The organism is Mesorhizobium sp. M1329 (genome assembly GCF_040318035.1).
In the GTDB taxonomy this organism is placed as follows: domain Bacteria; phylum Pseudomonadota; class Alphaproteobacteria; order Rhizobiales; family Rhizobiaceae; genus Mesorhizobium.
The window spans coordinates 67,315-92,288 of sequence record NZ_JAMYLN010000006.1 but is presented as its reverse complement, the minus strand read 5'-3'; the positions used below and the strand labels follow the sequence as shown (position 1 = coordinate 92,288).

22 protein-coding genes are annotated in these 24,974 nt (G+C 64.1%); 8 read left to right on the top strand and 14 right to left on the bottom strand.

What is annotated here, in order from left to right; all coding sequences use genetic code 11:
• Positions 1 to 222: 222 nt before the first annotated feature.
• The 3 genes from NKH21_RS08070 to phnG are packed head-to-tail and all read right to left on the bottom strand — an operon-like array spanning position 223 to position 2,409.
• Complete coding sequence (locus NKH21_RS08070) at positions 223 to 1,335, bottom strand: carbon-phosphorus lyase complex subunit (protein WP_352864002.1); 1,113 nt, start codon at positions 1,333 to 1,335, stop codon at positions 223 to 225.
• A gap of 1 nt (position 1,336) precedes the next feature.
• A complete protein-coding gene (phnH, locus tag NKH21_RS08065) occupies positions 1,337 to 1,948 on the bottom strand; it encodes a phosphonate C-P lyase system protein PhnH (protein ID WP_352864000.1) in 612 nt (203 codons plus the stop codon).
• Entirely contained in the window at positions 1,948 to 2,409 is a 462-nt protein-coding gene (phnG, locus tag NKH21_RS08060; RefSeq protein WP_352863999.1) for a phosphonate C-P lyase system protein PhnG, read from the bottom strand. The genes phnH and phnG overlap by 1 nt, the downstream gene beginning before the upstream one ends.
• Before the next feature lie 137 nt (positions 2,410 to 2,546).
• On the opposite strand from phnG, the gene phnF reads away from it, so the two are divergent.
• Positions 2,547 to 3,290: a phosphonate metabolism transcriptional regulator PhnF gene (gene phnF, locus NKH21_RS08055; protein ID WP_352864291.1), complete on the top strand. Its 744-nt coding sequence runs from the start codon at positions 2,547 to 2,549 to the stop codon at positions 3,288 to 3,290.
• Between the two features lie 321 nt (positions 3,291 to 3,611).
• Here phnF and NKH21_RS08050 read toward each other — a convergent pair whose 3' ends face one another.
• From NKH21_RS08050 to NKH21_RS08030, 5 genes are all read right to left on the bottom strand, one after another.
• Entirely contained in the window at positions 3,612 to 4,631 is a 1,020-nt protein-coding gene (locus NKH21_RS08050) for a zinc-binding alcohol dehydrogenase family protein (RefSeq protein WP_352863997.1), read from the bottom strand.
• 71 nt (positions 4,632 to 4,702) lie between these two features.
• Positions 4,703 to 5,668 (bottom strand): ABC transporter permease, encoded by a 966-nt coding sequence (locus tag NKH21_RS08045; protein WP_352649512.1) that lies wholly within the window; start codon positions 5,666 to 5,668, stop codon positions 4,703 to 4,705.
• Positions 5,665 to 7,218 (bottom strand): sugar ABC transporter ATP-binding protein, encoded by a 1,554-nt coding sequence (locus NKH21_RS08040; protein WP_352863995.1) that lies wholly within the window; start codon positions 7,216 to 7,218, stop codon positions 5,665 to 5,667. Before NKH21_RS08040 ends, NKH21_RS08045 begins: the two co-directional genes overlap by 4 nt.
• A gap of 104 nt (positions 7,219 to 7,322) precedes the next feature.
• Positions 7,323 to 8,318 (bottom strand): ABC transporter substrate-binding protein, encoded by a 996-nt coding sequence (locus NKH21_RS08035; RefSeq protein WP_352863994.1) that lies wholly within the window; start codon positions 8,316 to 8,318, stop codon positions 7,323 to 7,325.
• A gap of 333 nt (positions 8,319 to 8,651) precedes the next feature.
• Positions 8,652 to 10,157 (bottom strand): UxaA family hydrolase, encoded by a 1,506-nt coding sequence (locus NKH21_RS08030; RefSeq protein ID WP_292664620.1) that lies wholly within the window; start codon positions 10,155 to 10,157, stop codon positions 8,652 to 8,654.
• Between the two features lie 255 nt (positions 10,158 to 10,412).
• On the opposite strand from NKH21_RS08030, the gene NKH21_RS08025 reads away from it, so the two are divergent.
• The 7 genes from NKH21_RS08025 to NKH21_RS07995 all read left to right on the top strand — a co-directional run bounded on the left by NKH21_RS08025 (position 10,413) and on the right by NKH21_RS07995 (position 16,633).
• Positions 10,413 to 11,315: a GntR family transcriptional regulator gene (locus NKH21_RS08025; protein ID WP_352713961.1), complete on the top strand. Its 903-nt coding sequence runs from the start codon at positions 10,413 to 10,415 to the stop codon at positions 11,313 to 11,315.
• Positions 11,316 to 11,434: 119 nt separating this feature from the next.
• The gene (locus NKH21_RS08020; protein ID WP_352668712.1) at positions 11,435 to 11,791 is read left to right on the top strand and encodes a DUF2946 family protein; all 357 of its coding nucleotides are present in this window, start codon (positions 11,435 to 11,437) and stop codon (positions 11,789 to 11,791) included.
• A gap of 100 nt (positions 11,792 to 11,891) precedes the next feature.
• Positions 11,892 to 12,425 carry a copper chaperone PCu(A)C gene (locus NKH21_RS08015; RefSeq protein ID WP_352668710.1) on the top strand — a complete coding sequence of 178 codons (534 nt, stop codon included), beginning with the start codon at positions 11,892 to 11,894 and terminating at the stop codon, positions 12,423 to 12,425.
• Between the two features lie 25 nt (positions 12,426 to 12,450).
• A complete protein-coding gene (locus NKH21_RS08010; RefSeq protein WP_352863991.1) occupies positions 12,451 to 12,969 on the top strand; it encodes a YcnI family copper-binding membrane protein in 519 nt (172 codons plus the stop codon).
• Between the two features lie 55 nt (positions 12,970 to 13,024).
• Entirely contained in the window at positions 13,025 to 14,650 is a 1,626-nt protein-coding gene (locus NKH21_RS08005) for a copper resistance CopC/CopD family protein (protein ID WP_352863989.1), read from the top strand.
• Positions 14,651 to 14,790: 140 nt separating this feature from the next.
• Positions 14,791 to 16,215: an NADP-dependent phosphogluconate dehydrogenase gene (gene gnd / locus NKH21_RS08000; protein ID WP_352863987.1), complete on the top strand. Its 1,425-nt coding sequence runs from the start codon at positions 14,791 to 14,793 to the stop codon at positions 16,213 to 16,215.
• Positions 16,216 to 16,402: 187 nt separating this feature from the next.
• Entirely contained in the window at positions 16,403 to 16,633 is a 231-nt protein-coding gene (locus tag NKH21_RS07995; protein ID WP_095488311.1) for a hypothetical protein, read from the top strand.
• A gap of 270 nt (positions 16,634 to 16,903) precedes the next feature.
• On the opposite strand, the gene NKH21_RS07990 is transcribed toward NKH21_RS07995, so the two are convergent.
• The 6 genes from NKH21_RS07990 to NKH21_RS07965 form a co-directional block, all read right to left on the bottom strand.
• Positions 16,904 to 19,045, bottom strand: a complete 2,142-nt coding sequence (locus NKH21_RS07990) for a beta-galactosidase (RefSeq protein ID WP_352863985.1) — start codon at positions 19,043 to 19,045, stop codon at positions 16,904 to 16,906.
• Positions 19,046 to 19,069: 24 nt separating this feature from the next.
• Positions 19,070 to 19,972 carry a carbohydrate ABC transporter permease gene (locus NKH21_RS07985; protein WP_352668700.1) on the bottom strand — a complete coding sequence of 301 codons (903 nt, stop codon included), beginning with the start codon at positions 19,970 to 19,972 and terminating at the stop codon, positions 19,070 to 19,072.
• Positions 19,972 to 20,892: a carbohydrate ABC transporter permease gene (locus NKH21_RS07980; protein ID WP_352668698.1), complete on the bottom strand. Its 921-nt coding sequence runs from the start codon at positions 20,890 to 20,892 to the stop codon at positions 19,972 to 19,974. Before NKH21_RS07980 ends, NKH21_RS07985 begins: the two co-directional genes overlap by 1 nt.
• A gap of 77 nt (positions 20,893 to 20,969) precedes the next feature.
• Positions 20,970 to 22,277 carry an ABC transporter substrate-binding protein gene (locus tag NKH21_RS07975; protein WP_352668696.1) on the bottom strand — a complete coding sequence of 436 codons (1,308 nt, stop codon included), beginning with the start codon at positions 22,275 to 22,277 and terminating at the stop codon, positions 20,970 to 20,972.
• A 111-nt stretch (positions 22,278 to 22,388) separates the two neighbouring features.
• Entirely contained in the window at positions 22,389 to 23,573 is a 1,185-nt protein-coding gene (locus NKH21_RS07970; protein ID WP_352668693.1) for an ROK family transcriptional regulator, read from the bottom strand.
• A 245-nt stretch (positions 23,574 to 23,818) separates the two neighbouring features.
• A complete protein-coding gene (locus tag NKH21_RS07965; protein WP_352668691.1) occupies positions 23,819 to 24,868 on the bottom strand; it encodes a LacI family transcriptional regulator in 1,050 nt (349 codons plus the stop codon).
• Between the last annotated feature and the right edge of the window lie 106 nt (positions 24,869 to 24,974).

The following is a 24,974-nucleotide window of genomic DNA, read 5'->3' as shown; positions in this document are numbered from 1 at the left end:
ACGTAAAAGGGGCTGGGCTCCGATGACCCCGATCGGATGGATGCGCCTCGGAATACTGTTGCTGGTGTTCGTGGGGGTGGTTGCCTTTGTGCTTCGTAGAATGGTTCTTCCTGAGCCGAGGGAAGGCGCGCAAGGCGAGACCGTCGGCAGCAGTAGCGGTTACGGCGGATCCGGAGGCCATTCCCCAGACGGGGGAAGTCACGCTGGTGGAGCTAACTGAAGTCATTCCGCGGCTTGCCTCTTCTCTTCGCCCTTGCCGGCATTTTCGCGAGCGTCGTGCTCGGCGCGCATGCGGCGCACGAGGTCGAGCTCGGCCTGGAAGTCGACATAGTGCGGCAGCTTCAGATGCTCGACGAAGCCGGTCGCCTGGACATTGTCGGAATGCGAGATGACGAACTCCTCGTCCTGCGCGGCGGCAACGACGTCCTCCCCGAACTCCGAGGCGCGCAGCGCGCGGTCGCATAGCGCCATGGCCATCGCCTTGCGCTCGCTCTGGCCGAAGACAAGGCCGTAGCCGCGGGTGAATTGCGGCGGCGCCTTGGCCGAGCCCTTGAACTGGTTGACCATCTGGCATTCGGTGACGCGGATGCTGCCGAGCGGCACGGCAAAGGGCAGTTCCGGCACGTCCAGTTCGAGTTCGACCTCGCCGATGCGAACCTCGCCGACGAAGGGATGGTTGCGCGCGTAGCCGCGCTGGGTGGAATAGCCGAGCGCCAGCAGAAACCCCTCGTCGCCGCGCGACAGCGCCTGCAGGCGGATGTCACGCGCCATCGGGAATTCGAGCGGCTCGCGGGTGATGTCGCCGGGGACATGATCACCTGGCATGTCGCCGTCGGGCTCGATCAGGCCTTCGCGGGCGAGGATGGCGGAGACGCGCGGCATCGCCTCCGCTTCGCCGGCACGCTGCTCCGGTTCGGCGACATCGCGGCCGGCGGCAAGCTCGGGATCGAGCAGGCGATGGGTGTAGTCGAAAGTCGGGCCGAGCAGCTGGCCGCCGGGCAGGTCCTTGTAGGTCGCCGACACGCGTCGCTCGACCAGCATCGTGCCGGTATCGATCGCCCTGGTGTAGCCGAAGCGCGGCAGCGTGGTGCGATAGGCGCGAACCAGGAAGATCGCCTCGATCATGTCGCCGCGCGCCTGGACGATGGCGAGTGCCGCCAATTCCCTGTCGTAGAGCGAACCTTCGCTCATCACCCGGTCGACGCCGAGCGCCAGCTGCTCGACGATCTGGTCGAGGCGAAGTGCGGGCACCGATCGGTCGCCGCGCCGGCGGTCGGCGAGCAGTTTGTGAGCATTGCGAATGGCCGCTTCGCCACCCTTTACCGCAACGTACATGCTATGCCTCCATCGTCTTGATGCGCGTCGTGCGCGGCAGGCAGGCAATCGCGTCGGACGTGGCGAGGATGATGTCGACGCCACGCGGAAAGCGCTGGTTGTTCTGCTTCCATTGCTCGACGAAATGACGCGGCATTTGCGCAGGCGCGATCGTCGCCGTCTTCTCGATGCCGGGGCCTTCGAGCAGCAGCGGAGCGCCGGAGACGAGATCGCCGACCCCGAGAATCAGCGTCGTGGAGCGGTCGGGATAATCCTGGGTGCCTTGCGAAAACCCGTCGAGCGCCATCATCTCGGCCGGCGTGGCGATCAGCGCGAAATGCGCGTCGGCCGGGGTGTTGGCCAGCGGCGCCCCGGTATGGAAGCCCAGCCAGGATTTCACCGCAGCCGACCCTTGCAAAGCCGGGTCGAGCCAGAGCGGCGTGTCGTTGTCGCACAGCGCCAGCGCAATGGCGCCGGCGGTGACCGATAGCGGCGCCGGCGGCTGGGCGAGGGCCGGCAGGGGCTGCACGCTGCCCGGCCGCGCCATCGCGTCCATGACGGCGCGGAATACGGTCTGGGCGTTGAATACCGGATCGGCGAAGCCGCCTTCGATGGATTGAGTGGCGATATCCATCAGTCTTCTCCGCGCACCATGGTGAAGAAATCGACCTTGGTCGCAGCCGTCTCGGCGCGGCGCTGGTCACGTGCCTTGGCCAGTGCGGCCTGCAAGGGCGCGACGACCTTGGTCTCGACCTCGTTGCGGTGGGCAGGATCCTGCCAGAGCGCGTCGGCGATTGCCGCCAGCCTTGCCTTCTGCTTGTCGCGGCCGAGCGCATAGCAGTGGCCGACATGGCCGGACGCAAGCCGTACCGTGGCACGGGTGACCGTCGCCTCGCCGACATTGAAGGGAGCGCCGCCGCCGCCGATGCGGCCACGTACCGTGACCAAGCCGGTTTCGGGGCCACGCAGAAGTTCCGCTTCGCAAGGCAGGCCTGCTTCGTCCCACAGGCGGACGATGTCGTCGCCGGCCGATTGTGACAGCGTCGCCATCACGGCCTTGCGCTCGGCCTGCTCTCGCGCTTCCCGTCCTCGCATGGTTAACAGTCCCTTGTCACCAAAAACTTGTCTACTGATATAGACAACTATACAAATTATATCTATTTTCTAATGCGTGTCCATGACGAGTGCATGACACGAGGAAAATGTCTGGGGCAAAAAAGATCGGGGCGGAAATGATCGGACAAGCCAACAGCATCGAGCGGCGCAGCGGTGTCGCGCTGTGGCGGCAGATCGCCGACCAGATACTGTATTCGATCGCCGCCGGCGATTTTCCCGAGAATGCCGCGCTGCCGCCCGAGATCGCGTTGGCCGGACGCTATGGCGTCAACCGTCACACGGTGCGCAGCGCTATCGCAGCGCTGGTGCAGGAGGGCGTGCTCAGGGCGGAGCAGGGGCGCGGCACCTTCGTGCTGTCGCGCAGGCGGCTGTCCTATCCGATCGGCGCCCGCACCCGCTTTTCCGAGGGATTGCAAGGACAGGCGTCCGAGCGGCATATCACCTTGCTCGCGTCATCGGTCGAGCCCGCCGACCGTCGTGTCGCAGAGGGCTTGGGCCTTGCGAAGGGGGCCGATGTGATACGCCTGGAAACGCGCGGCGAAGCCGATGGAATGCCGGTGTCCCGCGCGGCCGGCTGGTTCGATGCCAGCCGCTTTGCCGGCATCGATGCCGCCATGGCGGAAACCGGTTCGATCACCGCATCGCTGGCACGTTTCGGCATTGACGACTATCTCCGGCAATCGACCGTGCTGTCGGCGCGCCATGCGGATGCCGCCGACCTTGCTGACCTCGACCTGCAGCCCGGCGCCATCGTGCTGGTCACGGTCGCCGTCAACGTCACGCCCGACGGTCGGCCTATCCAGTTTTCGGAGTCACGCTTCCCGGCCGAGCGGATCGAGCTCAAACTGTCGGCGCTGTAGGTAGTGCCGGCCGGTACGAGACCGTGATTTATCTGACTCACGCTGATATCATACCGGCTCGGTCGCGCTTACTTATCAGCGGCTTGGCGTTTGAGGACCGCCTTCCCCCACTCCGTCTCGGCTTCGCCGAGGGAGAGGAAGGGAGCCCGCTGACAGCGGGAGAAGGAGGGAGTCTGGTTGGGGAGCGTTGGCTGCAATAGGCTCGCAGCTTTCCTCTACCCCGTCGATCGGGGGAGAGGTGGCTCGGCGAAGCCGAGGCGGAGTGGGGGGTCGACCTGCGCGGGGCGTCGTCAATTCGGGCCGGGTTCACCGCCTGCCATGTTATGACCCCACCTCGATCACAGCCTTGATCAGGCCGGACTTCTCATGCGCCCAGCGGGCGAGGTCGTGCGGCGTCTCGCCAAGCGTAGTGCGATGGGTGACGAGCTTTGCCAGTGGCACCGCGCCGTTGCGGATCGAGGCGGCGACATGGTCGAAATCGGCACGCAGGGCGTTGCGGCTGCCGATGAGCATCATCTCCCGCTTGTGGAATTCCGGATCGGAAAAGGCGATGTCGTCCTTGACGACGCTGACCAGGACCAGCGCCCCGCCATGCGCGACATGGGCGAAAGCCGACTGCACCGACCGGGTGTTGCCGGTGGCATCGAAAACCACGTCGAAGCCATCGCCGCCGGTTGCTTCCCGCACCAGGTCGGCGGTGGCGCCCTGCGAGCCGTCGAGGGTCGCGAAGCCGAGTTCACTTTCGGCGAAACCCAGCCTCTCCGCACTCATGTCGAGCAGCGTCACATTGAGCCCGGCGATGCGGGCGAACAGCGCCGTGCCGAGCCCGATCGGGCCGGCGCCGATGACCAGCGTGCGCGCATCTGGATTAGCCAGCGAGCGCCGCACGGCATGGGCGCCGATCGCCAGGAATTCGACGGCGGCGGCATCGGCCAGCGACAGGCCGTTTGCCGGATAAAGATTTTGCGCCGGCACCAGGACCTGCTCGCACATGGCGCCGTCGCGGTGGACGCCGAGCACCTCGATCCTGACGCAGCAATTGGGCTTGCCTTGCCGGCAGGCGATACATTTGCCGCAGGCGAGATAGGGATTGACGATCACCGCTTCGCCGACCGAGAGATCGACATCCTCGCCAACCTCGATCACGGTGCCGGAAACCTCGTGGCCCATGATGCGGGGATAGGCGAGGAACGGGTGCTTGCCTTCGAAGATGTGATAGTCGGTGCCGCAGATGCCGACATGGCTGACGGCGACCAGCGCCCAGCCGGCGGGGGGCGCGCCAGGCGCCGGACGATCTTCGAGGACAAGTTCGCCGGGGGAACGGCAGACGACGGCTTTCATGCTTCAATCCAGTCGGGTTCATGGCACCGCCGGCCCTGCTGTCGCGAGGCCGGCGGTTGTTGGGAGGCGGTCTATTTGCCGCGGCGGCGCAGCCCGTCGAAATAGACGATGACGATGATCAGCACGCCGGTGATGATGCGCTGCCAGAAGGCGTTGACGTTAAGCAGATTGGCGCCGTTGTTGATGGTGGCAAGGATGAAGGCGCCGAGCAGCGGCCCGTGCACGGAGCCGACAGCGCCGAACAGCGAGGTGCCGCCGATCACCGAGGAGGCGATCGCCTGCAATTCCCAGCCCTCGGCCTGCGTCGGATTGCCGATGCCGATGCGCGAGGCGAGCAGCACGCCGACGAAGGCCGCACACAGCCCGGACAACGTATAGGCCATGTAGATGGTGCGCTGGACGTTGACGCCCGACAGGCGCGACGCCTCGGCGTTGGAGCCGACCGAGAACAGATAGCGGCCCCAGCGGCTGTGGTGCAGGAAGATGTAGGCCGGGATGCCGACCAGGATCACCATCCAGAACAGATTGGGGACGCCGACGAAGGAACTGCGCGAGAACGTCTGGAAGGCGTCGTTGTTGATCGAGATCGAGTTGCCGTTGGTCATCAACAGACCGATGCCGCGCAGCGAGGTCAGCGTAGCCAGGGTGATGATGAAGGGCGGCAGGCCCATCTTGACGATGCCGAAGCCATGGAACATGCCGATGGCGACGCCGACCAGCAAGGTGATCAGGATAGCGAGGAAAACCGGTGTGCCGGCGTTGATCAGCATCGCGACGATGACGGTGGCGAAGCCGACCACGGCGCCGACGGAAAGGTCGATGCCGCCGGTGATGATGACGAAGGTCTGGCCGACCGCCAGGATGGCGATCATCGACCCTTGCCGCAACAGGTTGGAGATATTGTTGGCCGAGGCGAAGCTCGGCGTCGCCACCGACAGGATGACCCACAAAAGAACCAGCAGCGCCAGCAGTGTCAGCCCGAACAGGGCGTTGTAGTTGCGTTTCGGCCTTTCGGCAGCGATCGCCTCAGTGCTCATATCCGTCCTCCCGGTCTTTCTTGTTTCTCGGCCAGTGCCTGGGTGAGGATCTCCTCGTGGTCAGCGGTACGAAACCCATGCGTGGCCACCAGCTTGCCGCGCCGGAACACGTGCAGCGTGTCGGCGAGCTCATAGACCTCCGGCAGGTAGGACGAGATCAGGATGATGCCGGCTCCCTTGGACAACAGCGCGCCGAACAGGCGGTAGATCTCGGCCTTGGTGCCGACATCGACGCCGACAGTCGGCTCGTCGAAGATGAACAGCTTGGCGCCATGGGCGAGCCATTTGCCGATGACGATCTTCTGCTGGTTGCCGCCGGACAGGCTGGAGGCCAGCGCGCTGCGCGTCGGCGTCTTGATACGCAGGTCGGCGATCTGGCGATCGGCCTGCGTCTTTTCCTGCGCGCGCGAGATCAGCAGATTATTCGAGATGCGCTTGTAGATCGGCAGATTGAGGTTGAGCCCGACCGGCAGGTTGAGGCAGAGGCCCTGGTCGCGGCGGCTTTCCGGGGCCAGCGCCATGCCGAGCCTGATCGCGTCGTGTTCGGAATTGACCTTGACCTCCTTGCCCTCCCAGAGGATCTGGCCGGCCGACTTGCGGTGGCGGCCATAGAGCGTGGTGACGAACTCGCTGCGCCCGGCGCCGATCAGGCCGTAGAGGCCGACGATCTCGCCGGCGCGGACGGACATCGAGACATTTTCGAAACCCTTGCCGGACAGGTTCCTGGTTTCTACAAGCATCGCGCCGGGGGTGAAATGCTCCTTGTGGTAGACCTGCTCGATCGAGCGGTTGATCATCATCTTGACCAGCTCGGCGTCATTGGTCTCGGCAATGTTCCTGGTGCCGACCAGCGTGCCGTCGCGCAGCACCGAGACGCGGTCGGCGAGCTCGAACACTTCCTCCATGCGATGGCTGATGTAGATGATGGTGACGCCTTCGCCCTTCAGCCGGCGGATCAGCGTGAACAGCTGGTCGGCCTCCTTGCGGGTGAGGTAGGCGGTCGGCTCGTCGAAGATAAGGAATTTGGTGCCGCGCACGGTGGCGCGGGCGGCGGCGATCAGCTGCTGCTGGCCGATGGTCAGGTCACCCAGCATGACATGCGCCGGCAGGTCGAAGCCGAGATCGTCGATGATCTTCTGCGCCTGCCTGACCATCGCCCGCTGCTGCAGGATGCCGAAGCGGGAATCCTCCTCGCCGAGGAACATGTTGGCGGCGACGGTGAGATGGCGGCACAGGACGACTTCCTGATGCACGGCATTGATGCCGAGCGCCATCGCCTCATGCGGCGTCGCCAATGCGGCAGGCTTGCCCTCCCAGATGACGTCGCCGGAGGTGCGCGGCATGACGCCGGTCAGAAGCTTGATCAGGGTGGATTTCCCGGCGCCGTTCTCGCCGACGATGGCGTGGATCTCCCCGGCCTTGAAGGCGAGGTCGACCGGCTTCAGCGCGTGGGTGCCGGGATAGCGCTTTTCCAGCCCGCGGAGTTCGAGGATGGTCCTGCCCGGTTCAAGCGTTGGGGCCGGATGGAGTTCCTGCGCCGTCGACATCATGACAATCCTCCCAGATTGGCCCCCAAAGATTGGCCTCGCGATTGGCACGAGCGGGATGTTTCCGGGGCGAAAAGGCCCCGGAAACAGTTCACTTGCGGCTATGCTCAGTCGAGCTTCGGGTTGAGCAGCGCGTCGATCTTCGGGTCCTTCATGTTGGCCTTGGTGACCAAATTGGCGCCGGTGTCGACATTGGCCTCGACCTTCTCGCCCTTCGAGGCGGCGAGCGCCGTCTTGATGCCGTCATAGCCCATCCGGTACGGATCCTGGACGACGAGTGCCGAAATGACGCCGTCATTGAGGAATTTGATCAGCTTCTCGTCGCTGTCGAAGCCGACCAGCCCGACCTTGCCTGAGAGGCTGTTCTCGGCGATCGCCTGACCGACGCCCTGCGCCATGATCAGGTTGGAAGCGAAGATGCCCTTGAGGTTGGGGTTGGCGGTGATCAGGTCGGTGGCGATGTTGAGGCCGGTGGTGGCCTGGCCGTCGGCGTATTTGTCGGCGACCAGCTTGAGGCCCGGATATTTGGCGGCGAGCTGTTCCTTAAAACCCTGGGCGCGCTGTTCGAGCGAGCCGGCGCCCGGAAGCGCGGTGATCAGGGCGACGTCGCCCTCGATCTTGCCGCCATTGGCTTCGCCGATGGCTGCGGCAAGGCCGTCAGCGGCGACGCGGCCGCCCTGGATGTTGTCGGTGGTCAGGAACGAGGTGAAGGCCTTGGAGTCGGCACCGGAGTCGATACCGATGATCTTGACCTTGGTGGCGGCCTCGTCGATCGGCTTGCCGAGCGCCTTGGCTTCGGTCGGCGCGATGACGACGGCGGCCGGGTTGCCGGCGACAGCATTTTCGAGGATCGAGATCTGGCCGTTGACGTCGGTCTCGGCCTGGGCGCCGAGCTCCGGCACGTTGACGCCGAGGTCCTTGCCAGCCTTGCGGGCGCCGGCCAGGACGATCTGCCAGTAGAAGGACGTGGTGTCCTTGACGATGATCGGAATGGTCACGTCGGCCGCGGATGCCGGGGCCGAATGCATCACGCCGGCAAGCATCGAGGCGGCTGCAAGTGCCACGAAGGCGCGGCGATTGAGAATGCTGGTCACGAATTTCATTAGGAGTCCTCCCTAAGTCGCCCGGTGAATGTTACGGAAGCTCCATTCGGATGGCGCGGCCCAAACGGAACTTTATCAATAAAAAACATTTACCGCATTTTGATAGTGTATCATCTCGGTCGGCGCAAGCGCTGTTTGATGGCCGCTTCGAATGGCTGGACGGAAGAGTTTTTTTCTGTCGGAACTCCGCTACCAATTTCCTCCAATATGCTGCATGGAATATTAATTCCATCTATCAGTCAATATGGAATGTTCATTCTTTTTTTGTGAGTGTTGGAACTGTGACACCTGGCGATCACGTCAGGTGTTCGCGACTGTTGCGCATGGTCCGGCTTAGAGCGTCGCTCCGAGGTGCCACGGCACGAACTCGTTGTCGCCGTAGCCGAACTCTTCGCTCTTGGTCTTGCGGCCCGAAGCCGTCTCGACGATCAGTTCGAAGATCTCGCGGCCCATGCCGGCGATGGTCTTTTCGCCCGAGGCGATGACGCCGCAATTCACGTCCATGTCCTCCTCCATGGTGTGATACATGGTCGAGTTGCTGGCGACCTTGATCGACGGCGTCGGCCGGCAGCCGAAGCAGGAGCCGCGGCCGGTGGTGAAGACGATGACGTTAGCGCCGCCCGCCACCTGGCCGGTGGCCGAGACCGGGTCGTAGCCGGGCGTATCCATGAATACCAGCCCGTGCCCGGTGACCTTTTCGGCATAGCCGAAGACGCCGTTGAGCGGCGTCTGGCCGCCCTTGGCGACCGCGCCGAGCGACTTTTCCAGGATGGTGGTCAGGCCGCCGCGCTTGTTGCCCGGTGAGGGATTGTTGTCGATGGATGCGCCATGCTTGGCGACGTGGTCTTCCCACCATTTCACGTAGCCGTCGAGCTTGGCGGCGATCTCGGGGGTTGCGGCGCGATAGGCAAGCAGGTGCTCGGCGCCGTAGATCTCCGTCGTCTCGGAAAGGATGCCGATGCCGCCGACGCCGGCCAGGATGTCGACCGCGGCACCCAGCGCTGGATTGGCGGTGATGCCGGACATACCGTCGGAGCCGCCGCATTGCAGGCCGACGACGATCTCGCTGACCGGGATCGGCTCACGCTGAAGCTTGCCGACCTCTTCGGCGATCTCGGCCAGCACGACCAGCGCCTTCTCGACCGATTTGCGCGAGCCGCCGGCTTCCTGGATGTTGAAATGGCGTTTTCCCGCGGCGACGCCCTTCTGGCCGTAGAGGGTGAGCTGGTTGACCTCGCAGCCGAGCCCGACCATCAGCACGCCGCCGAAATTCGGATGACGGGCATAGCCGGCCAGCGTGCGGTGCAGCACCATCATGCCGTCGCCGGTGGCGCTCATGCCGCAGCCCTGGCCGTGGACGATCGGGACGAAGCCGTCGATGCCGGGATATTGCGGCAGAAGCGTGCGGTTCGCCGCGTCAGCGATGGCGTGGCAGACGGTGGCCGAGCAATTGACGCTGGCGAGAATGCCGACGAAGTTGCGCGTGCCGGCGCGGCCGTCGGCGCGGCGGTAGCCCATGAAGGTGCGGGCGCGGTCGGCCTCGGTCGCATGCACCGCCTCGCTCGGCGGCACCACCGGCAAACGCCCGCTTTCGAAAACCAGATTGTGCGAATGGACATGCTCGCCGGGCGCGATGGCTTCAGTGGCGCGGCCGATCGCCTGGGCGTATTTGACCACGGCCTCGCCGGCCGCAATCGGTTTGATCGCTACCTTGTGGCCCGGCTCGATCAGCGCGGCGGCGACGGCGCCGCCCGGCAGCACGGTGCCGATCTCGATGCGGCCATTGGCGACCGCGACATTGTCGGCGGGAGACAGAAGAATGCTGTTTGCGGCGTTCACGGGAGCTTCCTGGGTGTGTTCCTGGGTGCGCGAGCGGATTGACACGCGGCTCTTAACATATAATGTCTTTTATCGTGAAAAAACATTTTTGCGTCAATTGTTTTTTCGCCAGAGCGCGACGCGTTTTTGGATGCGTGAAGTAGGCTCTACAACCAAAACTAGCGTTGCGCATGATGTTTTCCGAAGCGGTACCGGTTTCATGCGCGAGAAACGCTTCACGCCGGGCGCAAGCGGCGGCGCGCCACGGGGCAGGGGATGTCGAAGAGCAACAACGTTTACAAGGATGCCTATAATCGCGGTCTGAGGCTGCTCGACGAAACCAGGAGCCTGCCTTCGGAGCCGGAGCTGGGTACGCTGCTCGGCGTCAGCCGCACGACGGTCCGCACCATCCTTGCGCGCATGGAAGAAACCGGGCTGATCGACTGGAACAAGCGCAGCAAGACGGTTCTGCGCGAACCGCGGCCGGACGATTTCTTCCCCGAGGAAGAAACCGACACGCTGGCCGAGATCATCGAGCGCTCCTTCATGCGGCGGCTGCTTGCCAGCGGTGCCGAAGCCGGCATGCAGATCAACGAGCTCGAACTGGCGCGCGAGATCGGCGTCGGCACCACCAGCGTGCGCGAATTCCTGATCCGCTTCTCGCGCTTTGGGCTGATCGAGAAGCGCCGCAACAGCCACTGGGTGCTGAAAGGTTTCACCCGCGCCTTCGCGCTGGAGCTGACCGAAATCCGCGAGATGTTCGAACTGCGCTCGGCCGCAGCCTTTGCCGCTCTGCCCGAGGACAGCCCGGTGTGGGCCGACCTCGACCGCCTGGAAGACGAGCATCACCGGCTGGCGCGCGAGATCGCCGTGCGCTTCAACGAATTCTCCGAGCTTGACGAGCGCTTTCACCGGCTGATCCACCGGGCGTCGCACAATCGCTTCATCGTCGATTTCTACGATGTCATCGCCATGATCTTCCACTATCATTACCAGTGGAACAAGGCGCAGGAGCGCGAGCGCAACGAAGTCGCGGTCCAGGAGCATCTCGCCTATATCGCCGCGCTCAAATCGCGCGATCTCGCCAAGGTTGACGCCGCCTGCCGCAAGCACCTGAAATCGGCCCGCCACACGCTGCTGACGTCGATTCCCGAGGGCAGGCAGCCGCTGCGCGCGTGATTGTGTTGCGTTGCCGCAGCAACGTTTTGGCGATTTTCCGGCCGCCAGCTCCGTGCTAGAGAGTTGACGTTGCTGCGTGAAGAGGCTGGTTCTTGACCATACGCCGGAGACGATGGAGCATGCCGGTCGCGTTCGCCGCGGCATGGCTTCTCGTGCTCCAGTCGATGTTCGGCGCGTTTGCTTCCGGCGTCGAGCCGAACGCCTCGCAATTCGATGCTTTCGGCAACACGATCTGCACCCATGACGGTGCGGCGCAACTCCCCGCCGGCGATCCGCATCAGCAGCACATGCCGGCCTGCTGCATGCTTGGCTGCAACCTCGTTTCGGCGGTCTATGCGCCGCCCGATGCCGCCGGGAGCCTGTCTCGCAGCCTCTCCGTCGAAACCATCGCCTTTATCCTGCCGGCCTTTCGGCATCGCGATTTCGCCCGCGCCCGCACTCCGTCCAATCCGCGCGCCCCACCGGCGACGGCCTGATCCGTTCTTGGTTCGCGCTGCGCAACGCTTTGCCGGCGCGTTTATCGACATCGTTCGCGACCGGCCATCGGCGCGATCCCCTAAAGTCCACGGAGCAATCATGTCTCACTCTTTTCGCGCTGCCGCATCCAGCCGCAGGCGCTTCGCACTGGGTGGTTTCGAGCAGCGTCTCGGCGTCGCCCTTTGCGTTCTTTCCCTCCTGTTCGCCAGCGCCCAGACGGTGTTGGCACATGAGTTCAAGCTTGGCGATATCGAGATCGGGCACCCCTGGTCGCGTGCCACGCCAGCCGGCGCCAAGGTAGCCGGCGGCTACTTCACCATCACCAACACCGGCAGTGCGCCGGATCGCCTGCTGTCGATCACCTCCGACATTTCGGCCAAGGCCGAACTGCACGAGATGGGCGTCAGCAATGGCGTCATGACCATGCGGCCGGTCACCGGCGGCCTCGAAATCCCGGCCGGTGGCAAGGTCGCGCTGGCGCCCAACGGCTATCATTTGATGTTCATGGATTTGAAGCGGCAGCCCAAGCAGGGCGAAATGTTCTCCGCCACGCTGACCTTCGAGAAAGCCGGGCCCGTGCAGATTGAATTCGCCGTGCAAGGCATCGGCAGCCCGGCACCCCAGGACGACTGACTTGGCCGTTTCGAGAGGTAGCATCATGAAGAAATCTCTTTTGACGGGCTGCGCGCTTTTCGTCCTCGGGACCAGCGCGGCCTTCGCCCACATCACGCTCGAAACGCCGGAGGCGGCGGTCGGCTCGACCTACAAGGCGGTTCTTCGGGTGCCGCATGGCTGCGAGGGCAAGGCGACGACCGCGCTGCGCGTGCAGATCCCGGAAGGGGTGCTCTCGGTCAAACCGATGCCGAAACCGGGTTGGACGCTGCAGGTCAAGAACGGCAAATACGAGAAGTCCTACCAGCTCTACGGCCAGGCAGTGACCAGCGGCGTCAAGGAGATCAACTGGAGCGCCGGCAGCCTGCCGGACGAATTCTACGACGAATTCGTCTTTCGCGCGACACTGGCGTCCGACCTGCCGGCAGGCCAGATGCTGCATTTCCCGGTGGTGCAGGAATGTGACGGCGTTGCCGATCGCTGGATCGAGATTCCGGCGGTCGGGCAGGCTGAGGACGCGCTGGAATTTCCGGCGCCCGGCCTCAAGCTGCTGCCGAAGAAGTGAGCTCCAGCGGCGCGCTCCATCCGAAAGAGCGCGCCGCTATCTTCGTGGCGGTGACATGAGCGCGGCATCCATCCTGCGAACGGTCTGCACAACCGGCCGGCTTGCCATCGGCCTGCTGGTTGCGATTGTGCTGCTTGCCACCATTGCCGCGCCAAACGCAGCCTTCGCCCATGCGGCGCTGGTCAAGGCCGAGCCGGCTGACGGTGCGGTGCTGGCGCAGAGCCCGTCGCAGATGTCGCTGACCTTCACCGAGCCGGTTTCGCCGCTGCTGCTGACGCTGGTGCGGCCCGACGGCACGTCGATCCCGCTGAGCTCCTTCCGGCTCAGCGGCCAGACCGTCGAGATCGACAATCCGCAAACGCTCGGATCTGGCACGCATGTGCTGAGCTGGCGGGTAATCTCCGCCGACGGGCATCCGGTCGGCGGCTCGGTGCTGTTCTCGGTCGGTGCGCCGAGTGCCGCGCCGGCCGCCTCCGAAGCCGTCGACCGGGGGCTTCGAACGGCGATCTGGATCAGCAAGGTTTTTCTCTATATCGGCCTGTTTTTCGGCGTCGGCGGTGCCTTTGCGCTGGCCTGGCTGGCGCAAGGCGGCCGATCCGGCCAGCGCCTGATCGTCGCTGCGATCCTGTGCGGGCTGGCCGCCGCACTCTTGTCGCTCGGTTTCCAGGGGCTGGATGCACTCGGCGCGCCGCTTGCCCGGCTGGCGCAGCCGGTCATCTGGCAGACCGGGCTCGGCACCAGCTTCGGCTGGACGGTGCTGATCGCGCTGATGGCGCTCGGCCTTGGCCTGTTATCGCTGGTCGTGTCGCCCGCCGACGCAAAGCCGCTGGCCTTGGCCGGACTGGTTGGTGTCGGCGCAGCACTTGCCGCCAGCGGCCATGCCAGTGCCGCCGAGCCGCAATGGCTGACCCGGCCGATGGTGTTTCTGCACGCCACCGGTATCGCGATCTGGGCCGGGGCGCTGGCGCCGCTTGGCGTTGCCTTGAAACGGCAGCCGGACAAAGCCGGGCCGTTGCTGCGCCGGTTTTCGCGAGCGATCCTGTTCGTCGTGGCGGTGCTTGCGGCAGCCGGCATCGTGCTCGCCGTCATCCAGGTGCAAACGCCGTCGGCGCTGGTCCATACCGCTTACGGCCGGCTGCTGCTGCTCAAGCTGGTGCTGCTCGTCTTTCTGTTCACGCTCGCCGCGGTCAATCGCTTGAAGCTTACGGCCCCGGCTGAGGCAGGAAATACGGAAGTCCAGCGGCGGCTGGCCCGCTCGATCGGCATCGAGGTGCTGATCGTGCTGACGATCTTCGGCGTTGCCGCCGGCTGGCGGTTCACGCCGCCGCCGCGCGCGCTGGCGATCGCCGCGGCACAGCCGGCATCGGTGCATATCCACACGCTGCAGGCGATGGCCGACCTCAGCATTGTGCCCGGCCATGCCGGGCCTGTTGCCGCTTCGATCTTCATCATGACCGGCGATTTCGGCCCGCTCGACGCAAAGCAGGTGACGCTGGTGCTATCAAAGCCCGATTCCGGCATCGAACCCATCAAGCGCCCGGCGACGAGGCTTGGCGACGGCACCTGGCGCGTCGACGATCTCGTCATTCCGGTTGCCGGCCGGTGGACGGCGCGGCTCGATATCCTGGTCTCGGATTTCGAGATGGTGAAGATAGAGGCGCCGATCGACATCAGGCCGTGACGAGAGCGCTGGTCCACGCAACACAATTCGGCGAGGCGGTTGACGCGGCCACGAACCCCCGTCAATCATCGCCATCAAGAATGGGCATCCAACCCAATCGCGGGCTCAAACCAACAAGATCCGAAAGCAGGGAAGAAACGATGGAAAAAGCCGAAATAGGCCTGATCGGCCTTGGCACGATGGGCTCCAACCTGGCGCTCAATATCGCCGAGAAGGGGCACCGCATCGCCGTCTTCAATCGCACCGCGGCGCGCACCGATGCCTTTGTCGAAAATGCCGGCGCGCTCAGGGATAGGGTGGTGCCCTGCTACAGCCTGGAGGAACTGGCCGCCGCGATCCGGCCGCCGCGGCCGATCATCATCATGGTGCTGGCCGGCAAGCCGGTCGACGAGCAGATCGCGGCATTGCGCGGCGTGCTGTCGGCAAACGACATCGTCATCGACGCCGGCAATGCCAATTTCCGCGATACGATGCGGCGTTTCTCGGAGCTTACCGATTCGGGCCTGACTTTCATCGGCATGGGCGTGTCCGGCGGCGAGGAGGGCGCACGCCACGGCCCCTCGATCATGGTCGGCGGCACCGAAGAGTCATGGAAGCGCGTCGAAAAGGTGCTGACCGCGATCTCGGCCAAGTTCAAGGGCGAGCCTTGCGCGGCGTGGCTTGGCACCGACGGCGCCGGCCATTTCGTCAAGACCATCCACAACGGCATCGAATATGCCGACATGCAGATGATCGCCGAGATCTACGGCATATTGCGCGACGGGCTTGGCATGGGGCCGAAAGAGATCGCTGAGGTGTTTTCGCAGTGGAACACGGGCCGGCTCAATTCGTACCTGATCGAGATCACCGCCAAGGTGCTGGCCGCCGACGATCCAAAGACCGGCAAACCGGTGGTCGACATCATCCTCGACCGCGCTGGCCAGAAAGGCACCGGCAAATGGTCGGTGATCGAGGCGCAGCAGCTCGGCATCCCGGCCACCGCGATCGAGGCGGCAGTGGCGGCACGCGTGCTGTCGTCGATCAAGGACGAGCGGCTTGCCGCCGAAAAGGTCTATGGCGGCGGCGTGAGCAAGATTTCCGGAGACAGGGACGCCCTACTCGGCGATCTCGAGCTGGCGCTGTTTGCCGGCAAGATCGCCGCCTACGCGCAAGGCTTCGCGGTGATGAGCGGCGCGTCGAAGGAATTCAACTGGAACCTGCCGATGCCGGTCATCGCCAAGATCTGGCGGGCCGGCTGTATCATCCGCTCGCAATTGCTGGATACGATGGCGGAGGCCTTCGGCGCCGGCGGTGCGGCCACCAACCTGCTGATGGCGCCGGCTTTCGTCTCGTTGATGCAGGAGGCACATCCGTCGCTTCGCCGTATCGTGGCAAGGGCGGCCGAAGCCGGCTCGCCGGTGCCGGCCCTGTCATCCGCACTTGCCTATTTCGACAGTTACCGGCAGGGCCGCGGCACTTCGAACCTGATCCAGGCGCAGCGCGATTTCTTCGGCGCGCACGGCTTCGAGCGCATCGACGGGCAGGGCGCCTTCCATGGCCCGTGGGGCAGCGGCGCGGCGGGTTAGCGCCGCGACTTGGACCTAGAGTCCAATTTTGCGGTTGCCAGAAAGCAGACATCTCCAGCGACCAACTGGGTGTCGGGTCGCGCCAGGAACCTGCTATGCCGGTAGAGACGATTGACGGTCTCATCGGTATCGGCGGAGCCGCGAATCTGTGGTAAGCCGCCGCTCAATCAACCAAAGGACGACACCTGTGAGCGAACCGACCGTGGCCCAGGCGACCGAAAGTATCTATGCCTCCCTCCGGGCGGACAATGCCGACATCGACGCACATATCGCGACGCTTAAAGCGGCGCTGACACGAGAAGGGATAAAACAGGCGGTGTTCGATCCGACCAAGTTGGCGCAGAACAACCGCTCGGGGCGCAAGTTGATGCAGGCCTATTTTCGGCAGCGCGGCGTGAGCGTGAGGTTTTCGGACTAGTAGAGCCGCGCGCGGGTGATCTCAAGCGCGCCGTTGGGAGTTCTCGGGCCGGTCCGGCGGTTCGCAAGTTGGACGTCGGGACTGCGCCTAATGTCGGCCATTGAGGTCTCCTTCGTCGCTTCCCGAAAGCAGACATTCGGCTCGTGCGGGATGATGTCCGGGTTTGGCCCAAAGCGGCCGTCGAGAACTGGGCAACTCCGTTCCGTACGAGGCACTCCGATCCAACTCCGTCGTGTCGTCCCCTACTTCGGTCAGTCGCGCCCAAGCATCCTAATCGAGTTCGATGATGCTGCAGCCATAGGCGGGGAGCCTCATGCGGCCTGCCTTCATCTGCGCGTCGCCGAGCAGATCGGTGCCCTTTGGAATATTCGGCACGTCTGCCGGCTCGCCCAGCGTGTTGAGGATGAACAGCAGGCGGCGGTCCTTGCTCTCGCGGATGGTCGCTTCGACGCCGGCCGGCGTGTCGGCGATGAGCGGCACGATGCCGGCGGGCGCCAGCACCTGATCGGCCAGCACCTCGACCAGAGCATCGCTGAGGTACGTGCCGAGGTAGATCACATTGCCCTTGGCGACTTTGCGCGACGTCATCGCGGCTTGGCCCTCGGCGAAGCGGCTGGCCCAGCTGCCGATAACCTCCGTGCCGGGCGCGACGTTAAGCAGCTCATAAAGATGCGCCGCCGTCACCTGCGCATTCCCGATCTTGAGCTCGTATTGGCGGCTCGCCGACGTCGCCGGCAGCTTCTTGCGCACCGTGTTGGCGCCGAAGCGGCCGCCATGCTCGAACATCCCCTCGCCGCCGATCGGCGTCAGCAACCCGAACTCCTCGACCGTGATCCCGGCCAGCGCCGAGAGCCTCTTGCCCGGCGAGGTGTCGCGGATGACGTGGTTGTTAACGTCGCGTGATCCGGTGCGGCCTCCCAGGATTACCGTTCCACCCGCCTTAGCGAAGGCCTCGATCCGCGCCGTCCACGCATCGGTCCATTTCAGCCAATGCGGCACGTAGAGAGCCTTGAGCTTACTGAGATCATCCTCGGGATGGATGAAGCCGCAGGCGATGTTGTGGCGGTAGCAATAGCGGTGCAGCAGCGTCGCATCGTCCTGCGGGCTCGGCATGCCGATGGGGTAGGAGCGGTGCATCTCCTGATTGTCGAAATCTGATCCGGCGATGCCCAAATCCATGCGCACATGCGTGCCGAGGATCTTGTCCTTGAGCGCCGTGACCTCACCCGCAAATTGCTTGGCCTCGTCATAGCGCCGCCGCGGGATGTCGTCGTGATCGATGATGCCCATCCAATAGATCTCGGCGCCGAAATGCGCCGGCCGCCAGCGGAAGAACATCACGCCATCGGCGCCGCGCGCCACTGACGTATAGGCCATGCGGCGCATCTCGCCGGGTTCGGGCGTCAGCGTCGAGAAGTTCGGCTGCGCACCGAAGCCCGATTGCTGCTCGGGCACAATGAAGTTGCCGGTGAAGCCGCGGCAGATGTCGAGATGCAGCGCCTGCGCCTCGCCGACGCCGCCGACCCGCTGCATCTCATCATAGAGATGCGGGTAGATGTCGAAGCCGAGAAAATCAAGATCGGTCGAGAACTCGCCGCGGAAGTCGATGTCGTCGATCCGCCCCAGATTGTGGAAGACGAACCAGTCTGGATTGGTGGCGCGCAGGATCAGCACCTGATCGTGCTGGAACCGCGCCGTGACGAAGGCGAGGAAGCGGTGATAGTCGACCACATGGGTCGGCCCGACCGGGGCAGGGGCGTAGTCGAGGGGCAGCACCACTTGATCGAAATCGTCGTAGGCGGTGGCCCAGAAATGCCCGCCCCACGCATCGTTGAGCGCGGCGATGGTCTTGTACTTGTCCTTGAGGAAGGCCTGGAACTCGGCCAGAGTCACCGGACCGTAGGACAGCGATCCAGAGGTATTGAGCTCATTGTCCGTCTGCCAGCCGATGATGTGCGAATTGCCGCGATAATGCTGGGCCATCGCTTTAGTGATGCGCTTCGAATGCTCGCGGAACACTCCGCTCGCAAGATTGGCGTGCTGGCGCGAGCCATGGCTCATGGCGCGGCCATTGGCATCGACGCGCAACACTTCGGGATAACGCGCCGTCAGCCAGCGCGGCGGCGTCGCCGTCGGCGTGCACATGATGGTCTTGATGCCAACCTTGCCCAGCACATCTATGGCGCGGTCGAACAAACCGAAGTCGAACGTCCCCTCGTGCGGCTCGATAATATGCCAGGCGAATTCCGCAAGTCGCACCGCGTTGAAGCCCGCGGCTGCCATGCGGTCGGCGTCGCGCTGCCAATAGCTCTCATCGACATGCTCCGGGTAATGCGGGGTACCGACGAGGAAAGTGTCGGTCGCGATCGGCCGCCAGACAGAGAGCGGCGCGGATTTCGAGGCAGTCGTCATAGTCGGAAAACTCCAGGCGATAGTCTATTTGATGGCGCCGGCGGTGAGGCCGCCCTGCCAGAACCGCTGCAGCAGCAGGAACACCACGATGACCGGGATGATGCTGACCAGCGCGCCGGTGATGATGATCGAGAACAGCACCTGTCCGCCGCCACCGCCCTGCTGCGCGAGCTGATACCAGGTCGCAAGGCCCACCGTGATCGGCTGATACTCCGGCGTGCGCAGCACGATCAGCGGCAGGAAGTAATTGTTCCAGGTCCCGACGAACGAGAGCAGCGCCACGGTCACTATGCCCGGCGCCACCAGCCGCAGCACGATGGCGCGGAAGATCACGAACTCGCCGGCGCCATCGATACGCGCTGCGTCGAGCAGTTCGTCGTCGACGCCCTGCTCGATATAGACGCGCATCAGATAGACGCCGATCGGCGAGATCATCGAGGGCAGGATCACGCCCAGGGGATTGTCGCTGAGTCCCGAAAGCGCCAGCAGCAGGAAGGTCGGTACGACGAGGGCCGTCTGCGGGATCATCACAGCGCCCAAGACCAGCGCAAACAGCAGATTGCGGCCGACGAATTTGAACTTGGCGAACGCATAGCCTGCCGCGGTAGCAAAGATCGCGGCACCGAGCCCGGCGACGGTGGAATAGAGCACGCTGTTGAACATCCAGCGCACGAAGACGCCGTTGTCGCGCACCAGAAGATCGCTCAGATTCTGCCAGAGGTTGAACTCGGTGCCGAAGCCGAAGCCGAACGTGGTGAACAGGTCGCCATTCGTCTTCGTTGCCGATAGGACCAGATAGACCAGCGGCATGAAGCTGTAGAGGAGGAACAGTGACAGCAGCAGCGTGAGCATGATCCGCGAGCGCCGCCGTTCGCCGGGCCGGCGCTTGGCAGCTTCGAAAGTGGCGATGTCGGTGGTCGCAGTCATCATTGCTCCGGCCGACGGCGGTTGGCGATCAGGGTGAAGATGTAGGAGGCCCCGGCGATCACGACGCCAAGCACGAACGAGACGGCGGCCGCATAGCCATACTGCTGGTTCGAAGTCGCCAGCGAATAGGCATAGAGGTTCGGCGTGTAGCTCGAATTGATGGTGTTTCTGGCGAGCGCGCGCATCAAATATGGCTCATTGAACAGCTGCAGTGTGCCATTGATCGAAAAGATGATGGTGAGCAGGATCGCCGGCCACAGCAGCGGCAGCTGGATCATCCGCGCAAATTGCCAGGGCGAGGCGCCATCGACCCGCGCGGCCTCGGCGAGGTCCGACGGGATCGCCTTCAGCGCGGCGTAGTAGATCACCATATTGTAGCCGACATATTCCCACGTCACGATATTGGCCAATGAGAAGATCATCACGCCCGGCGACAGGAAGTCCGGCGGCGGCAGGTTGAACGCCTTGGCCATCTGCGTGAACGGGCCGAAGGTGGGGCCGTAGAGATAACCCCAGATGATCGTCGCGATCACGCTCGGCACGGCGTAGGGGAGGAAGAAGCCGAGCCGGAAGACGCCCTTGGCATAGACCTGCCCACGATCGAGCACGATGGCGAACAACAGCGCCAGGCCCAGCATGATCGGCATCTGCACGATGCCGAACAAAACAAGGTTCCCCACGCCGCCCCAGAATTTGGCGTCGCCGGTGACCTTGATGTAGCTGGCTGCACCCGCGAATTGCCGTCCGCCCACCAGCGTGTCGCGGTAGAGGCTCATATAGAACGCATAAACCAGCGGCGCGACGATGAAGGCGATAAACAGCAGCACGAAAGGCGCCAGGAACACATAGGGCGCGAGCTTTCGTGACGTAAAACCGCTCGATCGCGCTGGGCGCGTCGCTGCGGCTGGCGAATTCGACAATGCCCTGGTCCCCCGTCCGGCAAGATGAAGAGATCGGGCGCGCCGATCAAGCGCGCCCGGCCGTTGCCCGGGAGAAGTCAGGCTACGGTGAAGCCTTGTTCCTTCGCGTAGGTGACCACGGCGTGCTGGATGCGGTCGAACGCATCCGACAGCGTGCCCTTGCCGCCGATCGAGGCGCCGAATTCATCGGACATCGACTGGTACAAGAAGCTCTGGAACGGGCTCCACTCAAATGGCGTCACAGCATTCGCCGATTTGGCGAACACTTCGTTCACCGCCTGGCCGCCGTAGAAATCCATCTTGTTGCCCGCCCATTCCGGGCTAGACAGCAGCGCGGAGGTACAGGGGAAGAAGAATTGCTTGGTGGTGTAGAGCTTTGTGGCTTCGGGATTCGTGGTCAGCCAAATCGCGACTTCGGCGGCCTCGGGCAGATGCTGAGTCGCTTTCATCACGGCCAGCGCTGAGCCACCCCAATTGCCGGTCGCGAACTTGCTCGTGTCCCACTGCGGCAGATCGGCGGCACGCCACTGGCCCGCGCTGGTCTTGGCGAACGAAGTCAGGAATACTGGACCCCAGCCCGCAGTGAGCCAGGTGGCATAGCGGCCCGTGTCGAGGCCGGTGTACCACTCATTGTTGAACCCCGGCTTGGTCTCGATGACACCCGCGGTAATAAGGTCCTGCCAATAGGCGGCGAAGTCCTTGGAAATCTTGTCGTTGATGTTGATCGCGAGCTTGTCGCCATCGCGGCTGACCGGCTTCCAGCCCATCGGCCACAGCAGAGCAGTGACCCAGTCGCCTGAGCTGAACAGCGCGTCGGTGATGAACACATTCGGATCGGCCGCATGGATCTTCTTGGCCGCATCGGCAAACTCGGCCCAGGTGGTGGGCGGCGTGATCCCCTGCTTGTCGAAGACGTCCTTGCGATAGAGCATCGCCATCGGACCGGTATCCTGCGGCATGGCGTTGACCACATCGCCCTTGGCGACCTGCTTCCACGTTGCTTCGGGGAACTCGCCCTTATGGGCATTGGCGTACTGGCCGATGTCGGCGAAGGCGTCGACCTGGCGGAAGCTCTCGAGGTGCTGGTATTCGATTTGGACGACGTCGGGCAGGCCGCTGCCCGCCTGCAGGCCCGCACGGACCGCCTGATACTCCGGGTCGCCCTGGCCGGGATTCACGAGTTCGATCTGGATGCCCGGATGCGCGGCGTTGAACATGTCTACCTGAAGCTGGAGATTCGGCACCCACGACCACACAAGCACCTTGACGGGCTCGGCACCGCGAACTGCCGCAGGCAGACCCGCTACCGCAACGCTCGCACCCGCAACTTTCAAGAAGTCACGACGTTGCATCATCCGCCCAAGCGGATTGAAAATCTTCGTCATTGAAGTCCTCCCACGAAAGATACGCTCCCACACGATGCAGGGCGCAGTTTTTCTTTCAGTTAGAAACTTAATGCCGACATACAGTCGCTGTCAATCGCGATCGATTGATCTTCAGTCGGCCATCACGAGGCTGTCGGCAGGGTTGAGGGTCGTCGCATCGAGCACCAGACGCACCGCTCCAAGCACGATGTCGCGGTGCCCCAGCGCGCCTATCACGAGGCGGGGCGGGTCGTATACATTGCCCTTGAGGCGATGCCGCAGCACATCGAGCACCAGATCACCGCCGCCGACGACCCGGCCCGCCAGTACGATGATTTCGGGGTTCATGAAGGCTGCAACACTGCCCACCGCCATCGTCGTATAGTCGAGCAGTTCGGTCACGACTGGCGCGATTTTGCCCGCCTGCCGGTCGGTGACGGCAGCCAGGGTGAGCTTCCCCGCCGCATACTGCGTGTTGGCCTCTTCGAGCATCTTGGTCGCCTGTTCGGGGATGCCGAAAAAGCGCAGCGATTGCTTGTCGCCCAGATGTTCGAACGGCCGCCCGGTGAGGAGGGGGTCATCGAGATACCAGCCGAGCTCGCCCGCCGCATGTGAGTGCCCGCCATAGAGCTTGCCGTCAATCACGACGCCCGCGCCGGCGCCGGGCCCGATCGAGAGGCTCACGACGCTGTCGGCGCCACGCCCGGCCCCGAACCCCCATTCGCCCACGGCGGCGAGGTTGCGCCCGTTCTCGACGACGATGGGCATCTGAAAATGTTCGCTGAGCCGCGCCCGCAACGGCATGTCGCGCCAGCCGAGCCCGAGCGTCAGCACCACTTCGCCCTCCGGCTGCCTGACGATCGAGGGCAGGCCAATGCCGATGCCGCGAATGGTCTGGCCGCGCGGGCTGGGGGCCGCCATCAGCCGGCGGATCAGGCCGACCAGCTTCTCGAAATTGCGCTCGCCATCATCGTCGGCGGTCTCGTGCATTTCTGTCTGCACGACGCCTTCGAGATTGGCCACGGCGCCATAGAACTCGCCCTTGCCGGCCTCGATGCCGATGATTGCATGCGCCGCGCCGCGGAACTTGATGCGTGCCCGGGGTCGGCCCCGGACATTGGCCTCGTCAAACCCGTCATACGCCACCAGATCCTCGGCAATCAGATCCTCGATCACGCGCATCACCGTGGGCAGGCTGATGTTCAGCCGCTCGGCGAGGCTCGATGGCGAAATCACCCCTTCGGTGCGGATCAAATCCACCACGGCCGAACGATTGAGACGGCGTAACAGGCTCGACGTCGTGGGCTGGCGCTTCATTCATGGACCAGTTGCAAAAGGCCGGCGGACCGGCAACGAGCGTCGGCATAGACCAGAACCGTGCTAGAGTCCGCCTTTTTCTAATTACGCCGAACGTCAGTTGTCGCTCCGCAGTGAAAGCTACCGCGGCAGCCAGGCTGCCAGTCAGCAGCGCGCACTTGCAGCCAAGTGGAATCACTTGGCGTCGCAGAAATGCGGCTAAGACAAATAGATGGAGCCCAGTCCCAGTCTAAACGTATCCCGCTCTAGTCGGGGCGGCGATAGGCCTGGACTTCGCCCGGCTCGCTCAGGCTTTGCAGGGTGCCGGGTGCGGCGCCGCCGATCCAGCCCAGCACCGAGCGGGCGAGCTCGGCGCCGGCCAACCGGAAATTCTCGTTGACGACCAGCAATTCGCTGCGAAACAGGTGCAGAAGCTCCGACGATTGTTTGGACACCACATCGACATCGCGGCCAAGCTTGAGACCGGCGTCTTCGATGCCGGCGACGATGGCGAGCGTCGCGGCGGCGGCGCTGCTGATGAAACCATCCGGGCGGTTTTCGCGGCGCATCAGCTGCGCCGTCCGCATTCTGATCTGCTCAATCGAATGATCGATCGAAACGGTGTTGAACGGGATCTCGCTGGCGCCGACCTCGCTCAGCGCATCGGCAAAGCCGGCGAGCGTGTGGCCGTGATAGGTCAGCTCGACAGGCGGCGCCAGCAGAGCCAGCCGGCGGCGGCCGAGGCCGGCCAGATGACGCACTGCCTCGGCTGCGAAAGCGTAATTGTCGAAATCATGATAAGGATGGATCAGCCCCATATCGGTGCGACCGTGCGTGGCAAAGGGGATGCCGCGCTCCAGCATATAACGGGCCCTCGGATCGTTTGGCTGTGTGCGCGAAATGATGACGCCGTCGGCTGAACCGGTTTCCACGAGGTAGCGGATCGGGTCGAGCGGATCCTGCGAGCGCGAGTAGGGCGTCACGATCAAATGATAGGGCGTGTCGGCGATGACTTCCGAAACGCCGTAGATGATGTCCGAGACAAAGCTCATGATCTCGTGCTCGGTGTTGAGCACCAGGCTGATGACATTGGTCTTGCCGGTGCGCAGGCGTACGCCGGCACGGTTGGGCCGATAACCGATCTGCTTGGCGACAAGCTGGACACGCCGCCTGGTCTCGGCGCCGATCTCGGGCGCGTCCTTCAGCGCGCGCGACACGGTGGTGACGCCCAGCCCGGTCATGAAGGCGAGCGTCTTCAGTGTCGGCCGGCCCTGGCCCGACGCTTCGTCGGCCTTTTCTTTTTGATGCCTGTTCATTCATCCCGCCCCGTCAGGCGCATAACAGTTGCCGGACAGCCCGGCAATCGGCCGGCCGCGGGTTCGCCGCGCGCCTTCACCGAATGAAACCGCTATATACTGAAAC

What these genes read in the sequence shown, in the direction of transcription:
- NKH21_RS08070 (WP_352864002.1), bottom strand. Translation starts at nt 1,335, where the DNA reads ATGTACGTTGCGGTAAAGGGTGGCGAAGCGGCCATTCGCAATGCTCAC.
- phnH (WP_352864000.1), bottom strand. Translation starts at nt 1,948, where the DNA reads ATGGATATCGCCACTCAATCCATCGAAGGCGGCTTCGCCGATCCGGTA.
- phnG (WP_352863999.1), bottom strand. Translation starts at nt 2,409, where the DNA reads ATGCGAGGACGGGAAGCGCGAGAGCAGGCCGAGCGCAAGGCCGTGATG.
- phnF (WP_352864291.1), top strand. Translation starts at nt 2,547, where the DNA reads ATGATCGGACAAGCCAACAGCATCGAGCGGCGCAGCGGTGTCGCGCTG.
- NKH21_RS08050 (WP_352863997.1), bottom strand. Translation starts at nt 4,631, where the DNA reads ATGAAAGCCGTCGTCTGCCGTTCCCCCGGCGAACTTGTCCTCGAAGAT.
- NKH21_RS08045 (WP_352649512.1), bottom strand. Translation starts at nt 5,668, where the DNA reads ATGAGCACTGAGGCGATCGCTGCCGAAAGGCCGAAACGCAACTACAAC.
- NKH21_RS08040 (WP_352863995.1), bottom strand. Translation starts at nt 7,218, where the DNA reads ATGATGTCGACGGCGCAGGAACTCCATCCGGCCCCAACGCTTGAACCG.
- NKH21_RS08035 (WP_352863994.1), bottom strand. Translation starts at nt 8,318, where the DNA reads ATGAAATTCGTGACCAGCATTCTCAATCGCCGCGCCTTCGTGGCACTT.
- NKH21_RS08025 (WP_352713961.1), top strand. Translation starts at nt 10,413, where the DNA reads ATGTCGAAGAGCAACAACGTTTACAAGGATGCCTATAATCGCGGTCTG.
- NKH21_RS08020 (WP_352668712.1), top strand. Translation starts at nt 11,435, where the DNA reads ATGCCGGTCGCGTTCGCCGCGGCATGGCTTCTCGTGCTCCAGTCGATG.
- NKH21_RS08015 (WP_352668710.1), top strand. Translation starts at nt 11,892, where the DNA reads ATGTCTCACTCTTTTCGCGCTGCCGCATCCAGCCGCAGGCGCTTCGCA.
- NKH21_RS08010 (WP_352863991.1), top strand. Translation starts at nt 12,451, where the DNA reads ATGAAGAAATCTCTTTTGACGGGCTGCGCGCTTTTCGTCCTCGGGACC.
- NKH21_RS08005 (WP_352863989.1), top strand. Translation starts at nt 13,025, where the DNA reads ATGAGCGCGGCATCCATCCTGCGAACGGTCTGCACAACCGGCCGGCTT.
- gnd (WP_352863987.1), top strand. Translation starts at nt 14,791, where the DNA reads ATGGAAAAAGCCGAAATAGGCCTGATCGGCCTTGGCACGATGGGCTCC.
- NKH21_RS07990 (WP_352863985.1), bottom strand. Translation starts at nt 19,045, where the DNA reads ATGACGACTGCCTCGAAATCCGCGCCGCTCTCTGTCTGGCGGCCGATC.
- NKH21_RS07985 (WP_352668700.1), bottom strand. Translation starts at nt 19,972, where the DNA reads ATGACTGCGACCACCGACATCGCCACTTTCGAAGCTGCCAAGCGCCGG.
- NKH21_RS07975 (WP_352668696.1), bottom strand. Translation starts at nt 22,277, where the DNA reads ATGACGAAGATTTTCAATCCGCTTGGGCGGATGATGCAACGTCGTGAC.
- NKH21_RS07970 (WP_352668693.1), bottom strand. Translation starts at nt 23,573, where the DNA reads ATGAAGCGCCAGCCCACGACGTCGAGCCTGTTACGCCGTCTCAATCGT.
- NKH21_RS07965 (WP_352668691.1), bottom strand. Translation starts at nt 24,868, where the DNA reads ATGAACAGGCATCAAAAAGAAAAGGCCGACGAAGCGTCGGGCCAGGGC.